This window comes from Chryseobacterium sp. RLHN22 (genome assembly GCF_051011795.1).
GTDB classification, from domain to species: domain Bacteria; phylum Bacteroidota; class Bacteroidia; order Flavobacteriales; family Weeksellaceae; genus Chryseobacterium; species Chryseobacterium zhengzhouense.
The window spans coordinates 209,426-231,436 of record NZ_JBPCHW010000006.1; the positions used below are offsets into that span (position 1 = coordinate 209,426).

Here is a 22,011-nt window from a genome sequence, read left to right on the forward strand (position 1 = left end):
ATTGAATTAACCTATTTTCGGCGGTTGCCAGATTTCTTTCAAACGATCTGAAATATGAGGATCAGAATATTCGAAATGTAAATTTTTGTTGGATTTGTAATAAGAATACTCCAGCTGTAAACTCTTCGAAAACGGAGTTTCTATGAAAGTGTAGCAAGCTACACAGCTCGAACAGCAATCATCATTGCAGGAAGATTTTTGTTCTTTTTTGTTGTGATTGTCTTGAGAATGCTGTTTATGGTGATCGTTTTTACAACAATCCATTCCGGATTCGGATTGGCAGCAGTTTTCCTGTGAAATTTGAGCATAGAAATTATCTTTAGGAATTAGAAAAATCCCTAAACAGAAAATAATTGCTATAATCTGACCCCATTTCACTGTGACAAATTTACAAAAAAATTAAAGAGGATCTCCCACTTTCTTAGCACAGTCATGCCAAGGTTCTCCATGTGCAGGGTTTAACTTTGGTTTTGGACCTGTATTGGCAACTGTGGGCTGTGGAGTAGGGGTCGGTTGTGGCGCTTGTACCTGAACATTTTGAGGAGCAGGTTGTGCAGCGGGTTTACTATTTAAAGGTTGCCCTACAGCAATATCACATCTGTGACCTGGCTGTCCGTGAGGAGGGTTCATTCCTGGAGCGGTTTTTGCTGTTGTTGCAACTCCGCCTTTCATTGAACTCGGGTCGATTTGAACGGTATTATTTCCATTTACCTGAATATTCTGCGTTGATGGCTGTGCTGAAGGAGCTGAAGCGACAGCATTCAAAGGTTGCCCCACCGGAATATCGCATCTGTGACCCGGCTGTCCGTGTGGTGGATTCATTCCCGAAGCAGTAACCATTGTAGAACCTGTCTGAACATTGGAAGATTTTATACCTGCCTGATCCATTAACGTAGTTTGTGGCTTACTTAAGGCAACATTCGGTTGCTGTGAAGTGGCATCATCTTTTATGTAAGTTGGTTTTTCGTCTTTTTTACATGAAACAGCAATCAATGAAGTTGTAAGAAGTGCTAAAAGTATATTTTTCATATTAATTTTCTTCATAGAAAACAAAATTAGCAAAACATTTTGTATTGTTTTGCTAATTTTAAAATTTTGTTTTTATGGATAACATTTTTTTAATTCTTCACTAAGAGTCTGAAGCCTTCACCATGCACATTGATGATTTCTAAGCCTTCGTCATCTTTTAAAAGTTTCCTCAGTTTAGCAATGTAAACATCCATACTTCTTGCTGTAAAATAGTTTTCTTTTTTCCAGATTTTTCTTAATGCCAAATCTCTAGGCATAAAGTCGTTTCTGTGAAGACAAAGTAATTTTAAAAGCTCATTTTCTTTTGGTGAAAGTTTATATTCGTTATCACCCACTCTCAATTGTCTCAACATAGAGTCGAAGAAAATATTGCTGATTTTGAATTGTTCCTGTTCCTCATTTTCCAAGGTAGAACTTCTCTGAAGGATTGCTTTAATCTTATATAAAAGTAACTCAGTATCAAACGGTTTGGTGATGTAATCATCTGCGCCAAGTTGATAGCCTTTCAGGATGTCTTCTCTCATATTTCTTGCCGTAAGGAAGATGATTGGTGTATTTTTATCGATTTTTTTTACGTCTTCTGCTAAAGAAAAGCCGTCTTTTTTCGGCATCATCACGTCGAAAATACAAATGTCGAATTCGTTTTCTGTGAATTCCTTTAATCCCTGTTCTCCGTCTACCGCAAGCGTTACCTCAAAGTTGTTTATAGTAAGATAATCTTTCAGCACTGCGCCGAAACTCTGATCGTCTTCTACTAATAATATTCTGTTGCTCATATGTTTTAATTTTATTATTTGCTTAAATTTTATGCCATCGGAAGCTTAATGATAAATTTGCTTCCTTTTCCTTTTTGAGATTCTACAATAATCTGTCCTTTATGAAGCTCCACAATTTTCTTAACGTAAGAAAGCCCCAAACCTTGTCCTTTTACATTATGAATATTTCCGGTTTCTTCACGGAAGAATTTTTCAAAAATCTTGGTTTTGTTTTGGGTCTCCATCCCCATTCCTTTATCTGCAATTTCCATCACATACCAGTTTCCTTCATTTTTGGTTTTGATGCTGATTTCCGGTGTTTCCGGAGAATATTTATTGGCATTATCCAAAAGATTTACAAGCATGTTAGAAATATGGAATTCATCAATTTTAAAATTGTATTTCGTTGCCGCAAATTCTTCAGTAAGCGTACCATTTCTTTGCTGAACGATAAGATTAAAAGATTCTGTCGTCTTTTTTATTAATTCTCTTACATTGGTTTCTTTTAAGAATAATTCTACCTCATTTCTTTCAAGCTTAGACATATTCAAAACGTTTTCAACCTGTTTTTTCATTCTCAGGTTTTCCTGCTTAATGAGGTTGGAGTAATATTTTACCTTATCAGGATTAGTTGCAATTTTGTCATTCGCCAAAGAATCTGTTGCTACCGAAATTGTTGCCAAAGGTGTTTTAAATTCATGCGACATATTGTTGATGAAATCGGTTTTTACTTCTGCCAGTTTTTTCTGTCTCATCATGTAATTGATGGAAATGATATAAATTCCCAAAATTGTCAGAAGCGAAAGAAATGTTCCCAAAAGCATCGGCCAATTATTCATTGCTAAAGAATATTCTTTTTTAGGAAAAACCAATGCTAAAGTATATAGAGTTCGATCTTTAGTATCTGTAAACAAAGGATAAGAATAAGAATTGGTCTCTTTTTTTTCTTTAAAAATCTTGTTGACAATATTTGTCAGTTTATTGTTTTTATCTGTCACTCCATAGCCGAATTCTGCGGTGATTCCTTTCATTTTAAGTTCTCTGGTAATCACAGAATCTAAAACAGCAGGATTTACTCTTTTGGTAATTGGTAGATTATTTCCATAAACTTCGGCAAACTCTTTTAGTGAATAATCACCACTTCTAATATCCTGATTGAGTTCAGAAGTAAGAATCTCTCTTTTTGTTGTATCTCTTTTGATCTTGTATGCAGCATCGTCTGTATACATTGTAGTAAGACGAAGAGAGTCACCTTGAGGAGAGATAGGTAGTTTTATTGTTTCTGTAAGATTTCTATAATATACAATAGATTTCTGTGTTCCAGAATCCTGAGTCTGCTGTATTGTTGTAAGTGAAGGCTTATCACTATTTGCTTTAACATTATCTCTAAGGTTTGCATAATTTTCATTGAAAAGTTTATCTACTTCAATCTCAGCAATATTCTTAGAAGTGTTTTCTAAAGCGGAATAGACTTTGTTAGAAAATTCTTGTTCCAATGCAACATAATAATTTTTAAGCCAATAAAACTGCAGTGTGACAAAAACGATAAGGGAAATTGTCATAAAAACCGAGATTATCGGGATGAATTTGTTATTCATTGGATAAGAAAATTAAAATTGTGAATGTTAAAATTAAACATTTTAAGATTTGATAAACAAAAAATGCGCCAAAATATTGTATATTTTTTCTTAAAAATTATATTTTTAACATTTTATTATAAATAATGATTGTTTTTCTTAATGAAACTATGATATTTATTAACTAAAAAACCATTTGTTATGAACTCAAAAATTGTATTTAATCAGGATTTTGATTCCAAGAGCATTTATGTGATGAAAGTTTATCATGCTGATGTATCCAAAGTGTGGAATTATTTTACCAAACCGGAGCTATTAGATCTTTGGTGGGCTCCGAAACCGTGGAAGTGTGAAACAGAAAACTTAAACTTTGAAGAAGGCGGAGTCTGGCTTTATTCCATGAACGGACCCGATGGTGAGAAAGTTTTTTCTCTTGTAAAATACGGAGAAATTAACGAACATAGAAGTTTTGACGGAATTGATGCTTTTTGTGATGAGAACGGAAATATTGATAAAAATTTCCCACAAACGCAATGGCTGATTGGTTTTACGGGAGTGGAAGAGGGAACGAAAGTCTCTGTCAATATGCATTTTCAGTCTGAAGAAGATATGAAAAAACAATTGGAAATGGGTTTCGAAGAAGGCTTCAAAATGGGGCTGAATCAGCTGGAAGAAATTTTGGAAGATTTGAAAATTTGAGAGTGTGCTAATTTGAAAATTAAATTGCAAAACGTATAAAGAAAAATGGAAAGTAAATTTACTCTCCATTTTTTATAATTGATGAATTTTCAAATTATTTAATTCTCAAATTAGCTCTTCATCCTGAAAATACTGAATAATTGCTTTCTTCATCAGAAGCTGCTGTTCGTTTGGCTTCAGTTCGGGAAGTTCTTCCAGCTGATTAAAATGGGGATATCCGTCATCATCGTAATGCGAAAATTTATAATATCCAAAAGGTTCTAAAAGTCTGCAAACTGCAATGTGAATCAGGTTTACTTTATCATCTTTTGTGTATTTCTGTTTCCCGCTTCCTAATTCCTGAAGACCAATCAGAAACAAATAAGTTTCTATCGGTGCATTTCTTTCGGTATCAAAATTTTCAATGAAAAATTGTTCTACCTTTTGCCAATATTCTGCTTCGTTAATCATTTTTTTTATTTTCTAATTTTAGTAAAAATGCATATTCCAATGCATCTTCTTTCAAAGATTCAAATCTTCCGCTTGCGCCGCCATGTCCGGAGCTCATATCAGTTTTGAAAATTAAGATATTATTATCCGTTTTCAGTTCTCTCAGTTTTGCCGTCCATTTTGCGGGTTCCCAATACTGTACCTGAGAATCGTGAAAACCTGTGGTAATTAAAAGATGCGGATAATTTTTAGCTTCAACATTATCATACGGTGAATATTCTTTCATGTAGTGATAATATTCTTCATCGTTCGGGTTTCCCCATTCATCGTATTCTCCGGTGGTTAAAGGAATTGTTTCGTCCAACATTGTTGTAACAACATCTACAAAAGGAACCTGAGCTACAATTCCGTGGAATAATTCCGGTTCGTAATTCATCACTGCTCCCACTAAAAGTCCTCCCGCACTTCCGCCCATGGCGTATAAATGTTTTGAGGAAGTATAATTTTCTTTAATTAAATATTTTCCCGCATCAATAAAATCAAAGAAGGTATTTTTCTTAAACAACATTTTTCCGTCTTCATACCATTCTCTACCCAAATATTCTCCACCGCGGATGTGGGCAATTGCATAAATAAATCCTCTGTCGAGAATAGATAATCTTACATTCGAAAAACTTGCATCAACGGTGTGTCCGTAACTTCCGTAACCGTACAAAAGAACAGGAGTTTCCGCAGATTTTTTTGTGTTTTTGTGATACACCAAAGAAATCGGAATTTTCGCTTCTCCATCTCTTGAATCAGCCCAGATTCTTTCGGAAATATAGTTTTCAGGATCGAATTTTCCACCCAAAACCTCCTGTTGCTTCAGAAGAATGGTGGTTTTTTCTTTCATGTTGTATTCGTAAGTTGAGCTTGGCTGTGTTAACGAAGTATAGCCGTAGCGTAGAATTTCTGTATCGAATTCAAGATTTATTCCGATATAAGCGGTGTAAGTCGGATCTGAAAAAGGTAAATAATGTGATTCCTGAGTTTTTTCGTCAATAATTTTTATCTGTAATAAGCCTTCCTCTCTTTCTTCCAGAACCAGATAGTTTCTGAAAATTTCAAAACCTTCCAGTAACACATTTTCGCGGTGCGGAATAACATCCACCCAGTTTTCCATGCTGCAGGTTTCAATTTTTGTTTTTACAAGCTTAAAATTGGTGGCATCATCTGCATTGGTAATAATGTAAAATTCATCTTCGTAATGTTCTACAGAATACTCCAGATCATCGATTCTTGGCTGAATCACTTTCCATTCTGCAAAAACATTATCTGCAGGAATAAAATGATGCTCGTCTGAAATGGTACTTGAGCTCGCCATGAAAATATATTCCATCGATTTCGTCTTGAAAACATTTACATCAAATGTTTCATCTTTCTCATGAAAAATTAAAACATCTTCCGAAGGATCAGTTCCGAGTTTGTGTCTGTAAACCTTATACGCACGAAGACTTTCATCTTTTCTGATGTAGAAGATATGCTCGTTGTCATTGGCCCAGACTGCTTTTCCGGTTGTGTTTTCGATTTTGTCTGAAAGAATTTCTCCTGTTTTTAAATCTTTAAAGTTTAAATTGTAAATTCTTCTTCCCACATTGTCTGAAGAAAAAGAAGCCAATTCATTATTTGGACTTACCGCAACATTTGCCACTTCGAAAAACTCTTCTCCTTCTGCAAGAATATTTACATCAAGAACGATCTCTTCTTCATTTTTCAGAGTTTTGTGTTTTCTGCAGAAAATAGGATATTCTTTTCCTTCTTCGTAGCGTACGTAGTACCAATAATCGTTGAAAAAATAAGGCAAAGATTCGTCATCTTTTTTGTAGCGGGCTTTCATTTCCTCATAAAGATCTTCCTGAAGCTCTTCTGTGTCTTTCATCACAAATTCGCTGTATGCATTTTCTTCTTCAAGATATTTTATGACGTCCGGATTTTCTCTTTCATTCATCCAGAAATAATTGTCAATTCTTCTGTCACCGTGAATTTCGAGTACTTTTTCTATTTTTTTTGCCTTGGGAGCTTCCATCTAATGTTAATTCTTGTTCAAATTTAATTAAAAAAAAACCATCTTTTCTTACTACTGAAAAGACGGCTGTTTTTATAGATATATTTAAAGTCTATTTGTGTAGCGCTTTGATGTATTTTTCCAATGCCATGGTCATTGAAGGTGTTTCTTTGGTCGGAGCCATTAAATCTACTTTTAACCCAGCTTCTTCGGCTGCAGCAGAAGTGGTAGGACCAAAAACGCCGATCTTAGTGTCTTCCTGCTTAAAATCAGGGAAGTTTTGTTGTAACGATTTAATTCCTTGTGGGCTGAAGAAAATCAGCATATCGTAATCTTTCACATTGATATCGGTAAGATCGCTGCAAACTGTTCTGTACATGATGGCTCTTGTCCAATCTACGTTTGAAGCATCCATTGTTTTCACGATATCCGGACTTATAACATCTGAAGACGGCAATAAATATTTTTCAGAAGGAAACTTTTTGAATAGCGGTAAAAGATCTGCGAAGTTTTTTTCTCCAAAGCTGATCTTTCTTTTTCTGTACACAATGTGCTTTTGAAGGTAATTGGCAATTGCCTCAGACTGACAGATGTATCTCATTGTATCCGGTACGGCAAAACGTAGCTCTTCAGCAAGTCTGAAGTAATGATCAATCGCATTTTTACTGGTAAAAATAATACCTGTATATTGTGTAAGATCGATCTTCTGTGTTCTAAGTTCTTTGTTATCTACTCCTTCGACGTGGATAAAAGGGCGGAAGTCAATCTTTATTTTTTCCTTCTTCGCAATTTCCAGATATGGAGAAGACTCACTAGGGGCTGGTTGAGAAACCAATATTGACTTTATTCTCATCATGTACTTTTATTAAATAAATAATAACTTCCAAAGCATCATCAGCGGTGCAATTTGGAGGGTGCAAATATACAAAAATTTATAATACCATTTTTGTGGTAAGATGTTGTTTCTGTGAAACAAATAGAAAAACACCTTGAAAATGAATACAAAACAGAAAAAACTTAAATAATAAATAAATGCACTATTTCTGTCTATCGGGAAATAGTAATGGGTTATACATAAAATTATCAGCAAAACTGAGAGGATGAAGTGAAATTTTGTGGAGGTAAAATAAAAAATACTCCATTTTTTTCCGTCGCCTATCGATTGGAAAAACAAAAACCCTAAAGCTGTTCTAACAAAATAAAAAAGCGAAATAATAATAATAGTATATCCAATTTTATTTAATTGATATCCTAAAGGCTGAAATTCTGCAACATATTTTGGGATAATCGGAACGTATTGGGAAACCAAAACACTTAAACTCAAAATGGTAACTACAGAAGTAATGATCCAGCTCGGAAGATTATTGCTTGCGTCATAATATTTCTGGAGAAGAAAATCTTTCAGATTGGCTTCACGCTCCACGATATTCATCATGAAGATATAGAGAAAAAGACATCCGATGAGGATAAAAACTACCCAATCATTATTTTCAGGTATTCTTACTTCGTTTCTGAAAGATTGTAATAACGGCAAGTGAAATTTTTTGCAAAATTATAGATTATTTTGTATAAAATAAAAAACTTAAATAAACTATCTTTGCAAACTGAAATGAAAAAACTCGTCATAATTCCGACCTATAACGAAAAGGAAAATATAGAAGCTATAATTTCCGCTGTTTTTGCATTGGAGGAAGAGTTTCACATTTTGGTGGTAGACGATTCTTCGCCGGACAAAACAGCCGATATCGTAAAAGAACTTCAGAACAAATTTCCTCACAATCTTCATCTTTCCATAAGACATATTAAAGACGGTTTAGGAAAGGCATATATTCATGGGTTTAAATGGGCACTTCAGAATAATTACGATTATATTTTTGAGATGGATGCCGATTTCTCGCATGATCCAAAAGATTTGCCCAAACTTTTCGAAGCCTGCAAAAATGCAGATATGGCAGTGGGTTCACGCTATTCTAAAGGTGTAAATGTGGTGAACTGGCCAATGGGAAGGGTTTTACTTTCTTATTTTGCCTCGAAATATGTGAGGTTTATTTTAGGACTTCCGATTCATGATACGACTGCGGGTTTTGTTTGTTTTTCGAGAAGAGTTTTAGAAGAAATAGGTTTAGATAATGTTAGATTGAAGGGGTATGGTTTTCAGATCGAGATGAAATTCAGAACTTTCAAAAAAGGTTTCAAAATTGTAGAAGTTCCTATTATTTTTACCAACAGAATTTTAGGTGAAAGTAAAATGAATGGCGGAATTATTCATGAAGCCGTGTTTGGTGTTTTAAATTTAAAATGGAAATCAATCATCAACAGATTATGAAAAAGCTGATCTTTGTTTTTGTTTTGATGTGTATGTTTTCATGTACTGAATACATCGATAAACCCAAAAATCTGGTTGATAAGACAAAAATGTCTGAAATTATTGCTGATATGGCGATTAATGATCAGGTAATTAATTTATATCCGGGAACAAATTTAGAAAGCGGAACAAGGTTTATTCTGAAAAAGCACAATGTAAAAACGGATGATTTTGTAGCAAGTTACCGATATTATATCGTGAAACAGAAAATGGAGGAAATTATAAATGATTCCCAGAAAATTATTATAGAAAAAGATCCGAAGTCTGAAAAGAAAATAAAAGGCAACACCGAGATTAAAACAACGGATTTGCCCAAACTTGAAAGACGATAATGAAGTAATGCTTCTTGATCGAGAAGAAGCGTAAATGTAAAAGAATGAATTTTTTTAATATAGAAAAAACCTCAGAAGGGAAAGCAAGGGCAGGAGTTTTAAATACAGACCACGGAACGGTTCAGACACCAATCTTTATGCCTGTAGGAACTGTTGCAAGTGTGAAAACTGTTCATCAGAGAGAGATAAAAGACGATATCAAAGCTCAGATCATTCTGGGGAATACCTATCATCTTTATCTTCGTCCGGGAATGGAAGTGATGGAAGCCGCAGGAGGTTTACATAAATTTATGAATTGGGATCTTCCGATTCTTACCGATTCAGGAGGTTTTCAGGTGTTTTCACTTTCAGGTAGCAGAAAAATGTCTGAAGAAGGAGTGAAATTCAAATCTCATATCGACGGGAGTTATCATTTGTTTACTCCTGAAAAATCGATGGAAATCCAGAGGCAGATCGGAGCTGATATTTTTATGGCTTTTGATGAATGTGTCGCATATCCTGAAGAATATAATCAGGTGAAAAAATCGATGGAGATGACGCACCGCTGGTTAAAAAGATGCCTTGATTATAATGAAAAAAATCCTGAATTATACGGCCATAAACAAAGATTTTTTCCAATTGTTCAAGGTTCTACTTATTCAGATTTAAGAAAAATTTCGGCAGAAGTGATTGCTGAAGCAGGTGCAGAAGGAAATGCAATTGGCGGACTTTCAGTTGGTGAACCTGAGGAAGAAATGTACAGAATTACCGATGAGGTTACCGACATTTTGCCAAAAGAAAAACCAAGATATTTGATGGGAGTGGGAACTCCGTGGAACATTCTTGAATCTATCGGTCTCGGAATTGATATGATGGATTGCGTAATGCCGACAAGAAATGCAAGGAACGCAATGCTTTTTACTTGGCAGGGTGTAATGAATATGAAAAACGAAAAATGGAAGAAAGATTTTTCTCCGTTGGACGAATTTGGGACAAGTTTTGTAGACCACGAATATTCAAAAGCGTATCTGCGTCATTTATTTGTTTCTAAAGAATATCTGGCAAAACAGATTGCTTCAATCCATAATCTTGCATTTTACTTAGATTTGGTAAAAGTGGCGAGAGAACATATCTTAGCGGGAGATTTCTATCAGTGGAAAGAATCTGTTGTACCTGTATTAAGACAAAGACTGTAAAAAATATTTAAGACAAAATGCTTAAAATAGTAGACGGATATATCGTGAAAAAATACCTTGGAACTTTTAGTTTCATGTTGATATTACTGTCTATTGTGGTTTTGGTGATTGATGTTCAGCAGAAAATTCCGCGTATCGAGAGAGCTACGGCAATCGATCCGAAACTTGATCTGAACTATTTCCTGATTCATTTTTATCCATTTTGGATTATTAATCTTGTGGTGACATTTTTGTCGATTCTTGTTTTCATATCGGTTATTTATTTTACGTCGAGAATGGCAAATAATACCGAAATTGTCGCCATTATAAGCAGTGGGGCGAGCTTTCACAGATTTGCAAGACCTTACTTTATGACATCTCTGTTTATTGCGGTGATTTCTTTAATTGTGAATCATTTTGTTTTACCATGGGCAAATATCAAGAAAAACCAGCTTGAAGCATATACTTATAATGCCACCAATAAAGAGAAAATTTTAGGAACGGCTCCGGTTGCGGCGCAATTGAGTAAAACAGAATATATTTTCATCAATTCCTGGAATAAACAGGAAAAAAGAGGCTATGGTTTTCTGTATCAGAAATTTGATAAGAATAGAAAGCTTGTTTATGAGCTGAAATCTACAGATGTATATTGGCAACAGAATTCAAAAAGCTTTGTTCTGAATAGTTTCCTCGAAAAAACCATTAATAAAGACGACTCTGAAAAACTCGGGCAAGGTTTTGAACTGAAAAAGGATTATAAGCAAGATCCTGAAGAGCTTTTCCCGAACGAACTTTTGGGGCAGAATAAAACTACTCCGGAACTGATTAAATTCATAGAACGCGAAAAAGATAAAGGAAATAGTAACCTGAATTCTCACCTCAATGAGTTTCATCAGCGTACATCAATGCCTGTTTCTATTATTATTTTGACGTTTTTGGCGCTTTCGCTGTCTTCGCAAAAGAAAAGAGGAGGGTTGGGCATCAACCTTGCGATTGGTATTTCGTTGGCGTTTGTTTTTGTATTTTCTTTTGAAGCTTTAAAGGTTGTATCTGAAAATAAAGTTTTGCCACCCGCAATTGCTATGTGGTTGCCTAATATTGTGTTTTTACCGATTACCCTATTCTTGTACCTGAAAAGAGCCAATCAGTAAAGAAGCTTTATTTCTTTGTGGTAAAAAGATTGCAATCCTGATTCTTCAAGATCAATCCAGATTCTCCCGTTTTCATCTGCGTTTTTGATGATGCCATTTTGTCTTGAATTTTGCATCTCAAAAACAGAAATTTCATCTTTTTTGAACAAATTTGAATTGAATTTATCTAAAATATTCCCGTCTTTTGGGATGTTTTTTAGTTTTTCAATTAAATAATCATGGAAATCTTCCGTGAATTTTTTGAGCTCATATCGATTTCCTGTTTGGGTTAAAAGTGAACCGGCATTGGTTATTTCATCAAATTTTTCTTGAAGAATGTTAATTCCGATTCCGATGATGAAATAGTTCTTATTATTGATTTTCTTTTTTTCGATCAGAATCCCTACGATCTTTTTATTTTTCAGAATTATATCATTCGGCCACTTTATTTTTACTATCTTTTCAGTCAAATTGGCAAGATAGCTTTGTACAGCAATTGCGGTATAATAATTGAACATAAAATCGGAATGAGTAACCGACTCTGTTTTTACAGCCAATGTGTAAGCTAAATTTTGACCGATAGCTGAGTTCCAGGTATTTCCGTACTGTCCTTTTCCTTTTGTCTGATTAAATGTATACAAACCGACAAAATTTGATTCCGGATAAAGTAAAACCTGAGCTATTTCGTCATTAGTAGAAGAACACTCAGTACAATAAAACAGTTCGCTCATTTAAGAAAACTTTAAGACTTTAAAAGGCTAAAAGTAAGGCTAAAGTAAAAGAAAAACAATAAATTTGCAGATTATAGTATTTTTTAATGAATAAAACAGCAGAAAAACAAGAATTATTAGATAAAATCGTTGAAGCCATCCAGGATGTAAAGGGAGAAGATATTATGATCTTTGATCTTTCCAATATTGAAAATTCAGTGGCAGAAACTTTCGTGATATGCAGTGGAAACTCGAATACACAGGTAAATGCATTGGCAGGAAGTGTAGAGAAAAAAGTAAGAAACGAACTAAAAGAAAGACCTTGGCACGTAGAAGGTACCGAAAACGCAATGTGGGTTTTGGTAGACTATGTTTCGGTGGTAGTGCATATTTTCCAGAAGCAAACCCGTGAATATTATGATATCGAAGAGCTTTGGGGAGATGCAAAAATCACAAAAATAGAAAGTGAAGTATAAATTTTAAAAGTTATAAATGAATAATAAAGGATTTAACTGGTTTTTTCCTATCATGATCGTAGCTCTTTTGCTATTCTTTGTTACCAGTTCTTTAGGTGACAGTGGAGCAAAATCTATTGATGAAGACAGCTTTTTTAAAGAAATGCAGGCTGGGAAAATCCAGAAAGTGTTAATAGATAAACAAAAACAGAATGCTGAGGTTTATTTAACACAAAACGCAAAAACAGAAACAGTAAAATCTCAGGATAAAAGCCCTGCTTTATTTCCTTCATTGGGAATGACACCGAAAGCAGATTTTACTTTAAAATATGGTGATTTACAGTTGTTCCTTTCAAAATTTGAACAGGTAAAAGCTGAAAACCCGGCAATTAAAACAACCAAAGATTATGCAGAAGGCGAAAGTCCATTGATGAGTATTCTTATTCAGGCATTGATCTGGATCGCCATTTTAGGATTATTCTACTTTATACTTTTCAGAAAGATGGGAAGTGGAGGCGGTCCTGGAGGACAGATTTTCTCTATAGGTAAGTCTAAAGCAAAACTTTTTGACGAAAAAGAAAGAATTCAGGTAACATTCAAAGATGTTGCAGGTCTTGAAGGGGCAAAAGAGGAAGTTCAGGAAGTAGTAGATTTCCTTAAAAACTCTGAAAAATATACAAAATTAGGAGGTAAAATTCCTAAAGGGGTGCTTTTGGTAGGTCCTCCGGGAACGGGTAAGACCTTACTGGCAAAAGCTGTTGCAGGGGAAGCGAAAGTTCCTTTCTTCTCACTTTCAGGTTCGGATTTTGTTGAAATGTTCGTTGGTGTTGGAGCTTCAAGAGTAAGGGATCTTTTTGCTCAGGCTAAAGCTAAATCTCCTGCCATCATTTTCATCGATGAGATCGACGCAATCGGTAGAGCTAGAGGTAAAAATAATTTCTCAGGCGGAAACGACGAAAGAGAAAATACTTTGAACCAGCTTCTTACAGAAATGGATGGTTTCGGAACTGATACCAACGTTATTGTAATGGCTGCAACCAACAGAGCGGATATTTTAGATAAGGCTTTAATGAGAGCGGGTCGTTTTGACCGTTCGATTTATGTAGACCTTCCGGAGCTTCATGAAAGAAGACAGATCTTTGATGTTCATTTAAAGAAAATCAAATTAGACGGAACAGTGGACAGAGAGTTTTTGGCTAAACAAACACCTGGTTTCAGTGGAGCAGATATTGCAAATGTTTGTAACGAAGCAGCGTTAATTGCAGCAAGAAACAACCATGAATCAGTAACAAAACAGGATTTCCTTGATGCTGTAGACAGAATTATCGGTGGTCTTGAGAAGAAAAATAAAGCCATTAAACCTTCTGAAAAGAAAAGAGTGGCTTATCATGAAGCGGGTCACGCAACAATTTCTTGGTTGGTAGAACACGCTTCACCATTATTGAAAGTAACAATTGTACCGAGAGGCCGTTCTTTGGGCGCAGCTTGGTATCTTCCTGAAGAAAGACAGTTGACAACCACGGAACAGATGTTGGACGAAATGTGTGCAACGTTGGGAGGAAGAGCTGCAGAACAGGTGATTTTCAATAATATTTCTACAGGTGCACTTTCTGATCTGGAAAGTGTAACGAAAAGAGCTCAGGCAATGGTTACGATCTATGGTTTGAGCCCGAATATCGGGAATATTTCTTACTATGACAGTTCAGGCCAGTCTGAATATTCGTTCGGGAAACCTTATTCTGAAGAAACGGCTAAGAAAATTGATATTGAGATCAAAGGAATTATCGAAAATCAATACGACAGAGCCATTCAGATACTGACAGAAAATAAAGATAAGCTTGATGCTTTGGCAAATAAGCTTTTAGAAAAAGAAGTTATCTTCCGTGAAGACCTTGAAGAAATCTTCGGAAAAAGAGCCTGGGATCCGGAATTAACAGAAAAACCGGTAACCAATACCATTCCGGATAAAGAAGTTGTGGAACAACAACCGTCGGAAGAAGCTAAAGACAGCGAGATTCAGGCTCCGGAAAGTTCTACCCAAATTTAAATTCGATTTAGAAATTTATAATATAAAACCCGACAAATATTTATTTGGCGGGTTTTTTTGTGATTTAAAACTATATTCTTAGATGAATTATAATTATATTTTCTATTTTTGTATAAAGTTGACTAAAATATACTAAGTTGAGTTTATTTAAAAGAATTGTAAGCAAACTTACCAACCAGCCCGAGCCAGAAGAAAAACAAAGCCTGGAAAAGCTTGGAGATTCGCTGAAAAATGCAGATCTCGATTATAAGTTTGCGCAATTATTTACGCATTCGGGTGGATTTTTCAACTATTGTGCAGATGAAGCAGAAGCTCTGCAGACTTTAAACCAGATTATAAAAATCGAAGGTATTAATTCTGTATTCTGCTGCGACAAAGATCTCCAGGGGTTTTTGAATGTGGTTAAGGTTAACCATACTCCTGAGTTGGATATGCGTAATAATGCTGCTTTTATCACTTGCGAATATCTTATTGCATACGACGGAAGAATTATGCTTTCGCATAATAATATTCTGCATTATCATTCTTCAAGACTTCCGGAAAAAATTATTATTATGGCGAATGTTTCCCAGATTGTCAATAATCTGAATGACGCAATGGGAAAGATCAAACGTACCGGAAACATCAAAAACCTGACGTCAATCAGCGGAAATCATTCTAAGCTGGATGCAGCTGCAAATAATAATACGAAGCTGTTCTTGCTTTTACTGGAAGACTAGATTCGTTTTTTAAACTATAAATTTTGGACAAAAATCTTATTCAGAGAACACTTTCGGGGATTGTTTACATTGCAGTTATATTTCTTTGTACGACTCCTTTCGGAGCACAGCTTTTAGATTCTGTTTCTCCCGGATTGGTTCAGCAACAATACCTTTATTATGGATTAATTAGTCTGCTTTTACTGGTCGGAACCTGGGAATGTATGAAGATCATGAAGTTTGGAGACGGCTATGAAAAGTGGGTGGTCTTTCCACTCGTTATTTTTGTTTTCTATTTGTTCTCCAAAAGATACTTTCAGCACGGTTTTTATTTCGACTTCAGATTGTGGGAAATATTGGCACTTTCTTTAACACTGATCGCGGTTGTAACTTTATTTAAATTTTCAAACGAACTTTATTTAGACAGCGGAAAGCTTATTTTTACAGTAATTTATGTCGCTTTACCGTTTTCTTTTGCTTTAGGTTTGCCTAAATTTTCATCTTACGAAAATACATTTTCGCTGGAAGTTATTTTCTTGTTCTTACTGATTTGGAGCAGTGACACTTTCGCTTATCTTGTCGGAAAATTTTTTGGAAAGCATAAAATGGCGCCTAAAATTTCACCGAAAAAAACATGGGAAGGCTATATTGGTGGAGTTGTTTTAACTTTAGTTTTATCTTATTTTGTTGAACAATATCAACCACAACTTCGCGGAAACTGGATGGTTGTCGGTTTTCTGATTGCCGCATTTGCGCCTTTAGGAGATTTAGTGGAAAGCCAATTAAAAAGAAATTTCGGTGTAAAAGACAGCGGAAACATCATTCCGGGGCACGGTGGAGTGTTAGACAGGCTCGATAGTTTTTTAATCTGCGTTCCTGTCGTATATTTGTACTTTATTTTAGAAAAATTTATTTAGACTCATGAAATTACATAAGGAATCGAAGGGAACGATTACAGTTGCAACAATACTTTTTGCCATTATTGCGGCGGTATCTATTTATTTCCTTGAAATGTGGTCGCTTCTGATCATTATCCCGTTATTGGTTATTTACAGTTTGGTATTCTGGTTCTTCAGAGTTCCGAATCGTGATATCTTGGATCATGTGGAAAACGTTATTGCTCCGGTAGATGGAAAGGTTGTGATGATTAAAGAAGTAGAAGAAGATGAGTTTATCAAAGGAAAAGCGATTCAGGTTTCGATCTTCATGTCTCCTTTAAATGTGCATATTTGCCGTTTTCCGGTTTCCGGAAATGTAATTTATAAAAAATATCATCCGGGAAAATATCTGGTGGCTTGGCATGAAAAATCTTCAACAGAAAACGAAAGAACAACGGTTGCTGTAGAAAGCTTAACCAATCATAAAGTGGTTTTCAGACAGATTGCAGGATATGTTGCCAGAAGAATTGTTTTCTATTGTAATGAAGGCGATGCCGCCAAAGCAGGACATGAGTTTGGTTTCATCAAATTCGGTTCAAGAATGGATATTTTCCTTCCTTTGGATACTGAAATCATCTGTAAGATTGGCGACAAAACAAAAGGCGGTATTGATGTTATTGCTAAAATGAGAGATTAATATTAAAATATATTATTTATAAAAGCTGTTTCAAAAGAAACGGCTTTTTTGATAATTTTAAATTTAATCTTACCTATTTAAGTATTGTAATAAGTAGAGCTTTATTTTCATGAGAAATTCATCGTAATTTGAAAATAATTATTATTTTGATACTCATTTGCTACTTTTGTTTATTTTGCTGATGTTTTTAATTGTAGTTTTGCCTAAAATCAACAGTTAAAATATTTAAATGAAAAAGATTCTACTTTCTTTAATGATTTTGGTAGTTTTATGTAAAGCAACTGCACAAACTACGATTAATGTATTTTCCCAAATTGTTTTTTACGACGGATATGCGGCGAATGTTTCCAATCCGGTTCCCGCAAATACAATCCGACTTGCCAATTTCAGATATGCTAAAAAATTAACCGATGCAGAGCTGAATTCGTTTCAGAATAAAATTACCATGAATGTCACAATTGGTGTATTGTGTGATAATTACGATAGGATTGGAGGGGTGCATCTGGCTTTGGTACCTAAAAATCAAACAACCTATACATTAAGCGATGTAAATGTAAAAAGAATCGAAATCGGAAGGTATATTACCCCATTTATGAATAAAAATATTTCTCCGACTTCTGTTCCTTATACCTATGAAGTAGATAATCTGTATTCTGTTTTTAGCAATATGACATTGAGAAATACATATGATATGTATGTGGAACTTGATGTTTTTGGAGTTCCTTATGCAGCAAATACACAAGTTGCGGGTTGTGGAGGAAGAAATGATGTTTTCGAGGGCACACTGGATTTTGTTACATCAAATGATCCTGCCATCACAAATTCTTACAATAATTTATTACCATTATTAGACTCAAACGAACTGAATAATTATAGCAGTACAGATCAGCCGGGAGAAACTGTAAGACTTGTAAATTTTAGTTTAAATCAAAGTACTGATAATGCAAAGTTTTTCATTGTTTCAACTCCGCATGGTGCTAATTCTGGTGGTGAAGAATACGTACGGAGACAAAATTTTGTTTATTTAGACGATGCTCAGGTTTTAACCTTTACTCCGGGAGGAAAATCTTGTGAACCTTACAGAATGTACAATACACAGGGAAATGGTATTTATGGAACGACGGTAAAAACAACACTTTGGTGGACGTCGTGGAACAACTGGTGTCCTGGAGATTCTGTTCCGATCAGAAGTTTTACATCTGCTTCACTTTCGGCGGGAAGTCACACCATAAAATATGAAGTTCCTACCGCTGTTTTTCAGGGACAGGATGGTAGAATCGTGCTTTCAATGTATATGCAGAGTACAAACCAAATGTTGTCGGTAAAAGATCTTTCGACCGTTGATGTTTCTGTTTATCCAAATCCTACAGCAGACTTTGTAAATATTAAATCTGATAAAAAAGTAAAAAATATTATCGTTTATTCTCTGGAGGGAAGAAAATTAAAAGAAGTAAGAGATTCTAAACTTGATCTTACCGCTTATCCTAAAGGAGCGTATTTATTAGACATTACTTTGGAAGGAGGATTGCAGTTTAAACATAAAGTCATCAAAAAATAATTCACATTTATATAAAAACGAAAAGAGAAGCCGGGCTGGTTTCTATTTTTTATTTAATGTACTGTTTTACTTCTTTTGTCAGGCTTAAAATCAATTCTAAAGGCAAATCTTCATTTTCGTCAATTAAAAGGATTTTGAACTTCTTTCTGCCCTCACTGATGAGTAAAGGATGATTGAGCTGGTCACCGTGATAAAAACTGATGTAATGTTTTTGCTGCTTCTTGCTGTAATACAAATAACACAGCATTTTCTTTTTAAACTTAAAAAATGGAAGTCCGAAGCTTAATGTTTCGGTAATATTTTCGGGATCAGATTCTAAAATCTTTTTTCTCAAAAACAAAAGAATACTTCTTGCAGGCTCATCGATTCTGAAGAAGTATTCTTGTATAGGGTTCATTTTTAAATTTAATTAAAATTTATTTTAATCAAAATTTTGAAGTTCTACCAACTTACGGTAAGTGCCTCCCTGAGCAATTAGTTCGTGGTGACTTCCTTGTTCAACGATTTTTCCTTTTTCCATAACTACGATCCAGTCTGCTTTTTGAATGGTTGAAAGTCGGTGTGCAATCACAAGAGAAGTGCGGTTCTCCATCATTTTTTCCAAAGCTTCCTGTACAAATTTTTCAGATTCTGTGTCTAAAGCAGAAGTTGCTTCATCCAAAATCATAATCGGTGGGTTTTTCAGAACGGCTCTTGCGATCGAGATTCTCTGCTTTTGCCCTCCGGAAAGTTTTCCTCCTGCTTCACCGATGTTGGTGTCATACTGATCGGGCAGATCCATAATAAAATCATGAGCATTGGCAACTTTTGCTGCATTTTGAACTTCTTCTAAAGATGCATTTGGTGAACCAAGCGAAATATTATTTCGGATAGAATCATTAAATAAAATATTGTCCTGCGTTACCAATCCGAAAAGCTTTATATAATTGGATAGCTTAATGTTTTTAATATTTTCTCCGTCTACAAAAATTTCACCATAGTCTACATCATAAAAACGGGTGATAAGGTTGGCAATGGTGCTTTTTCCGCTACCACTTTGTCCCACTAATGCCACTGTTTTACCTTTAGGAATCGTCAATGAAAAATCTTTCAGAACGTCCCTGTCTTCATAGCCAAAAGTGATGTTTTTAAACTCAACATTATGGTTGAAACCATTAATTTCCTTTGCGCCTTCTATTTCTTTAATGTGATAATCTGCATCAAGGATTTCAAAAATTCTTTTTGCGGAAACTTCACCCTTCTGAATATTCGAAATTGCTGAAGAAAGTGCTTTCAAAGGTTGTAAAATAGTGTAGAATAAAGCAATATAAGTAATAAATTCACTTCCCGATAATCCTTTCCCCTGGATCGCCAATCTTCCGCCAAAATAAACAATCATACCAATGGTAACGGCTCCCAAAAGCTCACTTACAGGTGATGCCAAAGCTTTCTTTTTGAAAAGGCGTAAAGAAAGGAATCTTATTTTATTCAGTACATCGTCGAATCTTTTCTTGATTTGAGGGGATGCATCAAAGATTTTTATGATTTTAAGACCCACTAAAGTTTCATCTACGAAAGAATACATTTTTCCCAGCTCGTTTTGTGCTTCTCCTGTGTCTCTTTTAAGGCTTTTCCCGATCATTGAAATGATGGTGCCCATTATTGGAAATACGATCAGGGTGAAAATAGTCAGCTCAAAGTTTGAATACAAAAGGTAACCCATTGTAATGATAATCACAATCGGAGAACGTATAATGTCGATCAAGCTGTTTAGAATATTACTTTCTACTTCTCCGACATCGGAGGTAATTCTTGCAAAAACATCTCCTTTTCTGGAATTGGTGAAAAATGAAACCGGTAAGTCTAAAATCTTATCGTGAAGTTTGATTCTGAAGTCTCTTGAAACGCCTGTTCTCGAGAAAGTAAGGTAAAATTCTGAAAAATAACTGAAAATATTTCTCAGAAAAAACATAGAAATAAATAAAATACAGGTAATTAAAAGTATATATTCAGGACCTTTTTCTATCTGTAGTTGCTGGATGTAATAATTAAAACTGTCTTTTAAAAATGATCCGGCTTTTGTAATGCCTTCGTAAACCGGTTGTGTGTCGACTTTCTTTGCTTCTTTATCAAAAAGGATATTCAACACGGGCATGAAAAACAACATGGCAATAATATTGAACAGAGCGTAAAGAATATTAAAGAAAATACCAATCGCAATAGATTTTTTATACGGAAGTATATTGTCTATCGCTCGTTTATAATAACTCATTAAATTTTAGATTAATCTTACAAAAATAAGGAAATTTAAAGATAAGACGTTCTTAATTGAATTTTACTTTATCGTTATACTTCGGATTGAAATTTTTGGGGTTCAATTTCTCTAAAGTTTTAGCAAAATTATTAATGATCTGCGTCATATTCTCCGAGTTTACAATACTTATATCGTCATTTACCTGGTGGTAATGTTTGATTTTACTCATATCTGCTGTGGAAATAGAATGTGCAATAATTTTCTTTTTCACAAAACTTACATTGTCTGATCTGTAAAACAACTGCTGTTGAGCATAGGGGTCAGGATGAATTTTTAAACCGTTAACAGCATTTTGGTTGAACAGCTCATCAAGATCAGAAAACTCATCGCCGGTAATAAAAACTGCGTTTTTGCCAAATTCAGATTCCGTTGCCACCATTTCGAAGTTGAATAAAGCAGAAAGGTTTTTATAAATAGGATCTAATTTTTTGTCCTCTGAAATAGCAATTGAACCCAACATTCCTTTCTCTTCCCCATTGAATGCCATGAAAAGCATTGAGAATTCAGGTTTCTTATTTTTAAAATAATCGGCAATTCCTACAAGAGTAGTAATTCCGCTTGCGTCGTCATCTGCTCCGTTGTAAATATTGTCTCCAGGTTTGTCGTTGGTTCCTACATGATCAAAGTGTCCTGAAAATCCTAAAATTTTCTCAGACTTTCCTTTTTTTATTCCACAAACATTGTATGCAGTTTTTCCTTTATAATTAAATGGAATCAAGTAAGAGTTCCCTGTGCAGTATTCCAGATTGTTCTCTTTGAAAAGCTGTGCAATATATTCTGCTGCCTTGTCATTTTCGGGAGTCCCAATTTCTCGGCCTTTCATTTCATCTGAAGCCAAAGTTGAAATGACCGTTTTTACTCTTTCTTCGGAAACATCCTGCGCAAAAGCTGAAGTTGCAAAAAATGATAGGGAAAGGTAGATTAGTTTTTTCATATTTAATTGTTTGAATTTTTGATTTACTATTAATTAACGTGAGTTCGGGATAATAATAAATAAATTTATGATACAAAAAAGCAGAAAAATTAGTATATTTAAGGTATTGAAATTCAAATATTTAACTAAAATTTCTGCTATGATTTCTGATGATGAAATTACAACTATTTATTACATTGTTGATGAATTTTTTAAAGAATTTGATAACGTTCTCAAAGATTATGCTT

At 34.7% G+C, this 22,011-nt stretch carries 23 protein-coding genes; 11 read left to right on the plus strand and 12 right to left on the minus strand.

All coding sequences use genetic code 11. The features are described 5' to 3' along the window. Positions 1-6: 6 nt before the first annotated feature. The 4 genes from ACR1PN_RS08610 to ACR1PN_RS08625 form a co-directional block, all read right to left on the minus strand. Positions 7-378: a hypothetical protein gene (locus ACR1PN_RS08610; protein ID WP_433979708.1), complete on the minus strand. Its 372-nt coding sequence runs from the start codon at positions 376-378 to the stop codon at positions 7-9. 21 nt (positions 379-399) lie between these two features. Further along, a complete protein-coding gene (locus ACR1PN_RS08615; protein ID WP_433979709.1) occupies positions 400-1,044 on the minus strand; it encodes a hypothetical protein in 645 nt (214 codons plus the stop codon). A 74-nt stretch (positions 1,045-1,118) separates the two neighbouring features. Continuing rightward, positions 1,119-1,805 carry a response regulator transcription factor gene (locus ACR1PN_RS08620; protein WP_034677847.1) on the minus strand — a complete coding sequence of 229 codons (687 nt, stop codon included), beginning with the start codon at positions 1,803-1,805 and terminating at the stop codon, positions 1,119-1,121. Positions 1,806-1,834: 29 nt separating this feature from the next. Beyond that, positions 1,835-3,382, minus strand: a complete 1,548-nt coding sequence (locus ACR1PN_RS08625; protein WP_378176262.1) for a sensor histidine kinase — start codon at positions 3,380-3,382, stop codon at positions 1,835-1,837. A gap of 180 nt (positions 3,383-3,562) precedes the next feature. On the opposite strand from ACR1PN_RS08625, the gene ACR1PN_RS08630 reads away from it, so the two are divergent. Further along, complete coding sequence (locus ACR1PN_RS08630; RefSeq protein ID WP_433979710.1) at positions 3,563-4,060, plus strand: SRPBCC family protein; 498 nt, start codon at positions 3,563-3,565, stop codon at positions 4,058-4,060. Positions 4,061-4,165: 105 nt separating this feature from the next. Here ACR1PN_RS08630 and ACR1PN_RS08635 read toward each other — a convergent pair whose 3' ends face one another. The 4 genes from ACR1PN_RS08635 to ACR1PN_RS08650 form a co-directional block, all read right to left on the minus strand. Further along, positions 4,166-4,510 carry a hypothetical protein gene (locus ACR1PN_RS08635; protein ID WP_433979711.1) on the minus strand — a complete coding sequence of 115 codons (345 nt, stop codon included), beginning with the start codon at positions 4,508-4,510 and terminating at the stop codon, positions 4,166-4,168. Continuing rightward, positions 4,503-6,554, minus strand: a complete 2,052-nt coding sequence (locus ACR1PN_RS08640) for a S9 family peptidase (protein ID WP_433979712.1) — start codon at positions 6,552-6,554, stop codon at positions 4,503-4,505. Before ACR1PN_RS08640 ends, ACR1PN_RS08635 begins: the two co-directional genes overlap by 8 nt. 91 nt (positions 6,555-6,645) lie before the next feature. Continuing rightward, positions 6,646-7,386, minus strand: coding sequence for a uroporphyrinogen-III synthase (locus tag ACR1PN_RS08645; protein ID WP_378177600.1), 741 nt, complete (start codon positions 7,384-7,386; stop codon positions 6,646-6,648). A gap of 12 nt (positions 7,387-7,398) precedes the next feature. Then, positions 7,399-8,067 (minus strand): DUF4271 domain-containing protein, encoded by a 669-nt coding sequence (locus ACR1PN_RS08650; protein ID WP_378176274.1) that lies wholly within the window; start codon positions 8,065-8,067, stop codon positions 7,399-7,401. Between the two features lie 75 nt (positions 8,068-8,142). Between ACR1PN_RS08650 and ACR1PN_RS08655 the strand changes: the two genes are divergently transcribed. From ACR1PN_RS08655 to ACR1PN_RS08670, 4 genes are read left to right on the plus strand one after another with little or no spacing between them, the layout of a single operon-like run. Continuing rightward, positions 8,143-8,859 carry a polyprenol monophosphomannose synthase gene (locus ACR1PN_RS08655; RefSeq protein ID WP_433979713.1) on the plus strand — a complete coding sequence of 239 codons (717 nt, stop codon included), beginning with the start codon at positions 8,143-8,145 and terminating at the stop codon, positions 8,857-8,859. After that, positions 8,856-9,230, plus strand: coding sequence for a DUF4296 domain-containing protein (locus tag ACR1PN_RS08660; protein ID WP_433979714.1), 375 nt, complete (start codon positions 8,856-8,858; stop codon positions 9,228-9,230). Before ACR1PN_RS08655 ends, ACR1PN_RS08660 begins: the two co-directional genes overlap by 4 nt. A 44-nt stretch (positions 9,231-9,274) precedes the next feature. Next, complete coding sequence (gene tgt / locus ACR1PN_RS08665; RefSeq protein ID WP_433979715.1) at positions 9,275-10,405, plus strand: tRNA guanosine(34) transglycosylase Tgt; 1,131 nt, start codon at positions 9,275-9,277, stop codon at positions 10,403-10,405. 17 nt (positions 10,406-10,422) lie between these two features. Further along, on the plus strand, positions 10,423-11,535 hold the full coding sequence (locus ACR1PN_RS08670) for an LptF/LptG family permease (protein ID WP_378176286.1): 1,113 nt from the start codon (positions 10,423-10,425) through the stop codon (positions 11,533-11,535). On the opposite strand, the gene ACR1PN_RS08675 is transcribed toward ACR1PN_RS08670, so the two are convergent. Further along, on the minus strand, positions 11,529-12,245 hold the full coding sequence (locus ACR1PN_RS08675) for a biotin--[acetyl-CoA-carboxylase] ligase (protein ID WP_378176289.1): 717 nt from the start codon (positions 12,243-12,245) through the stop codon (positions 11,529-11,531). The genes ACR1PN_RS08670 and ACR1PN_RS08675 overlap by 7 nt on opposite strands. 86 nt (positions 12,246-12,331) lie before the next feature. On the opposite strand from ACR1PN_RS08675, the gene rsfS reads away from it, so the two are divergent. The 6 genes from rsfS (at position 12,332) to ACR1PN_RS08705 (ending at position 18,557) form a co-directional block, all read left to right on the plus strand. Continuing rightward, positions 12,332-12,700 (plus strand): ribosome silencing factor, encoded by a 369-nt coding sequence (gene rsfS / locus ACR1PN_RS08680; protein WP_378176292.1) that lies wholly within the window; start codon positions 12,332-12,334, stop codon positions 12,698-12,700. Positions 12,701-12,716: 16 nt separating this feature from the next. Next, the gene (gene ftsH, locus ACR1PN_RS08685) at positions 12,717-14,726 is read left to right on the plus strand and encodes an ATP-dependent zinc metalloprotease FtsH (RefSeq protein ID WP_433979716.1); all 2,010 of its coding nucleotides are present in this window, start codon (positions 12,717-12,719) and stop codon (positions 14,724-14,726) included. 137 nt (positions 14,727-14,863) lie between these two features. Further along, positions 14,864-15,445, plus strand: coding sequence for an LUD domain-containing protein (locus tag ACR1PN_RS08690; RefSeq protein WP_433979717.1), 582 nt, complete (start codon positions 14,864-14,866; stop codon positions 15,443-15,445). Positions 15,446-15,468: 23 nt separating this feature from the next. After that, positions 15,469-16,341: a phosphatidate cytidylyltransferase gene (locus ACR1PN_RS08695; protein ID WP_433979718.1), complete on the plus strand. Its 873-nt coding sequence runs from the start codon at positions 15,469-15,471 to the stop codon at positions 16,339-16,341. Between the two features lie 4 nt (positions 16,342-16,345). After that, on the plus strand, positions 16,346-16,999 hold the full coding sequence (locus ACR1PN_RS08700; protein WP_433979719.1) for a phosphatidylserine decarboxylase family protein: 654 nt from the start codon (positions 16,346-16,348) through the stop codon (positions 16,997-16,999). A gap of 229 nt (positions 17,000-17,228) precedes the next feature. Then, a complete protein-coding gene (locus ACR1PN_RS08705) occupies positions 17,229-18,557 on the plus strand; it encodes a peptide-N-glycosidase F-related protein (RefSeq protein ID WP_433979720.1) in 1,329 nt (442 codons plus the stop codon). A 49-nt stretch (positions 18,558-18,606) separates the two neighbouring features. Here the strand turns inward: ACR1PN_RS08705 and ACR1PN_RS08710 are convergent, their stop codons facing one another. Genes ACR1PN_RS08710 through ACR1PN_RS08720 form a run of 3 tightly spaced genes read right to left on the minus strand, consistent with a single transcriptional unit; the run spans position 18,607 to position 21,784 of the window. Then, positions 18,607-18,954, minus strand: coding sequence for a DUF1801 domain-containing protein (locus tag ACR1PN_RS08710; protein WP_433979721.1), 348 nt, complete (start codon positions 18,952-18,954; stop codon positions 18,607-18,609). A 24-nt stretch (positions 18,955-18,978) separates the two neighbouring features. Then, positions 18,979-20,808 carry an ABC transporter ATP-binding protein gene (locus ACR1PN_RS08715; protein WP_433979722.1) on the minus strand — a complete coding sequence of 610 codons (1,830 nt, stop codon included), beginning with the start codon at positions 20,806-20,808 and terminating at the stop codon, positions 18,979-18,981. Between the two features lie 52 nt (positions 20,809-20,860). Further along, positions 20,861-21,784: a M28 family peptidase gene (locus ACR1PN_RS08720; protein WP_433979723.1), complete on the minus strand. Its 924-nt coding sequence runs from the start codon at positions 21,782-21,784 to the stop codon at positions 20,861-20,863. Between the last annotated feature and the right edge of the window lie 227 nt (positions 21,785-22,011).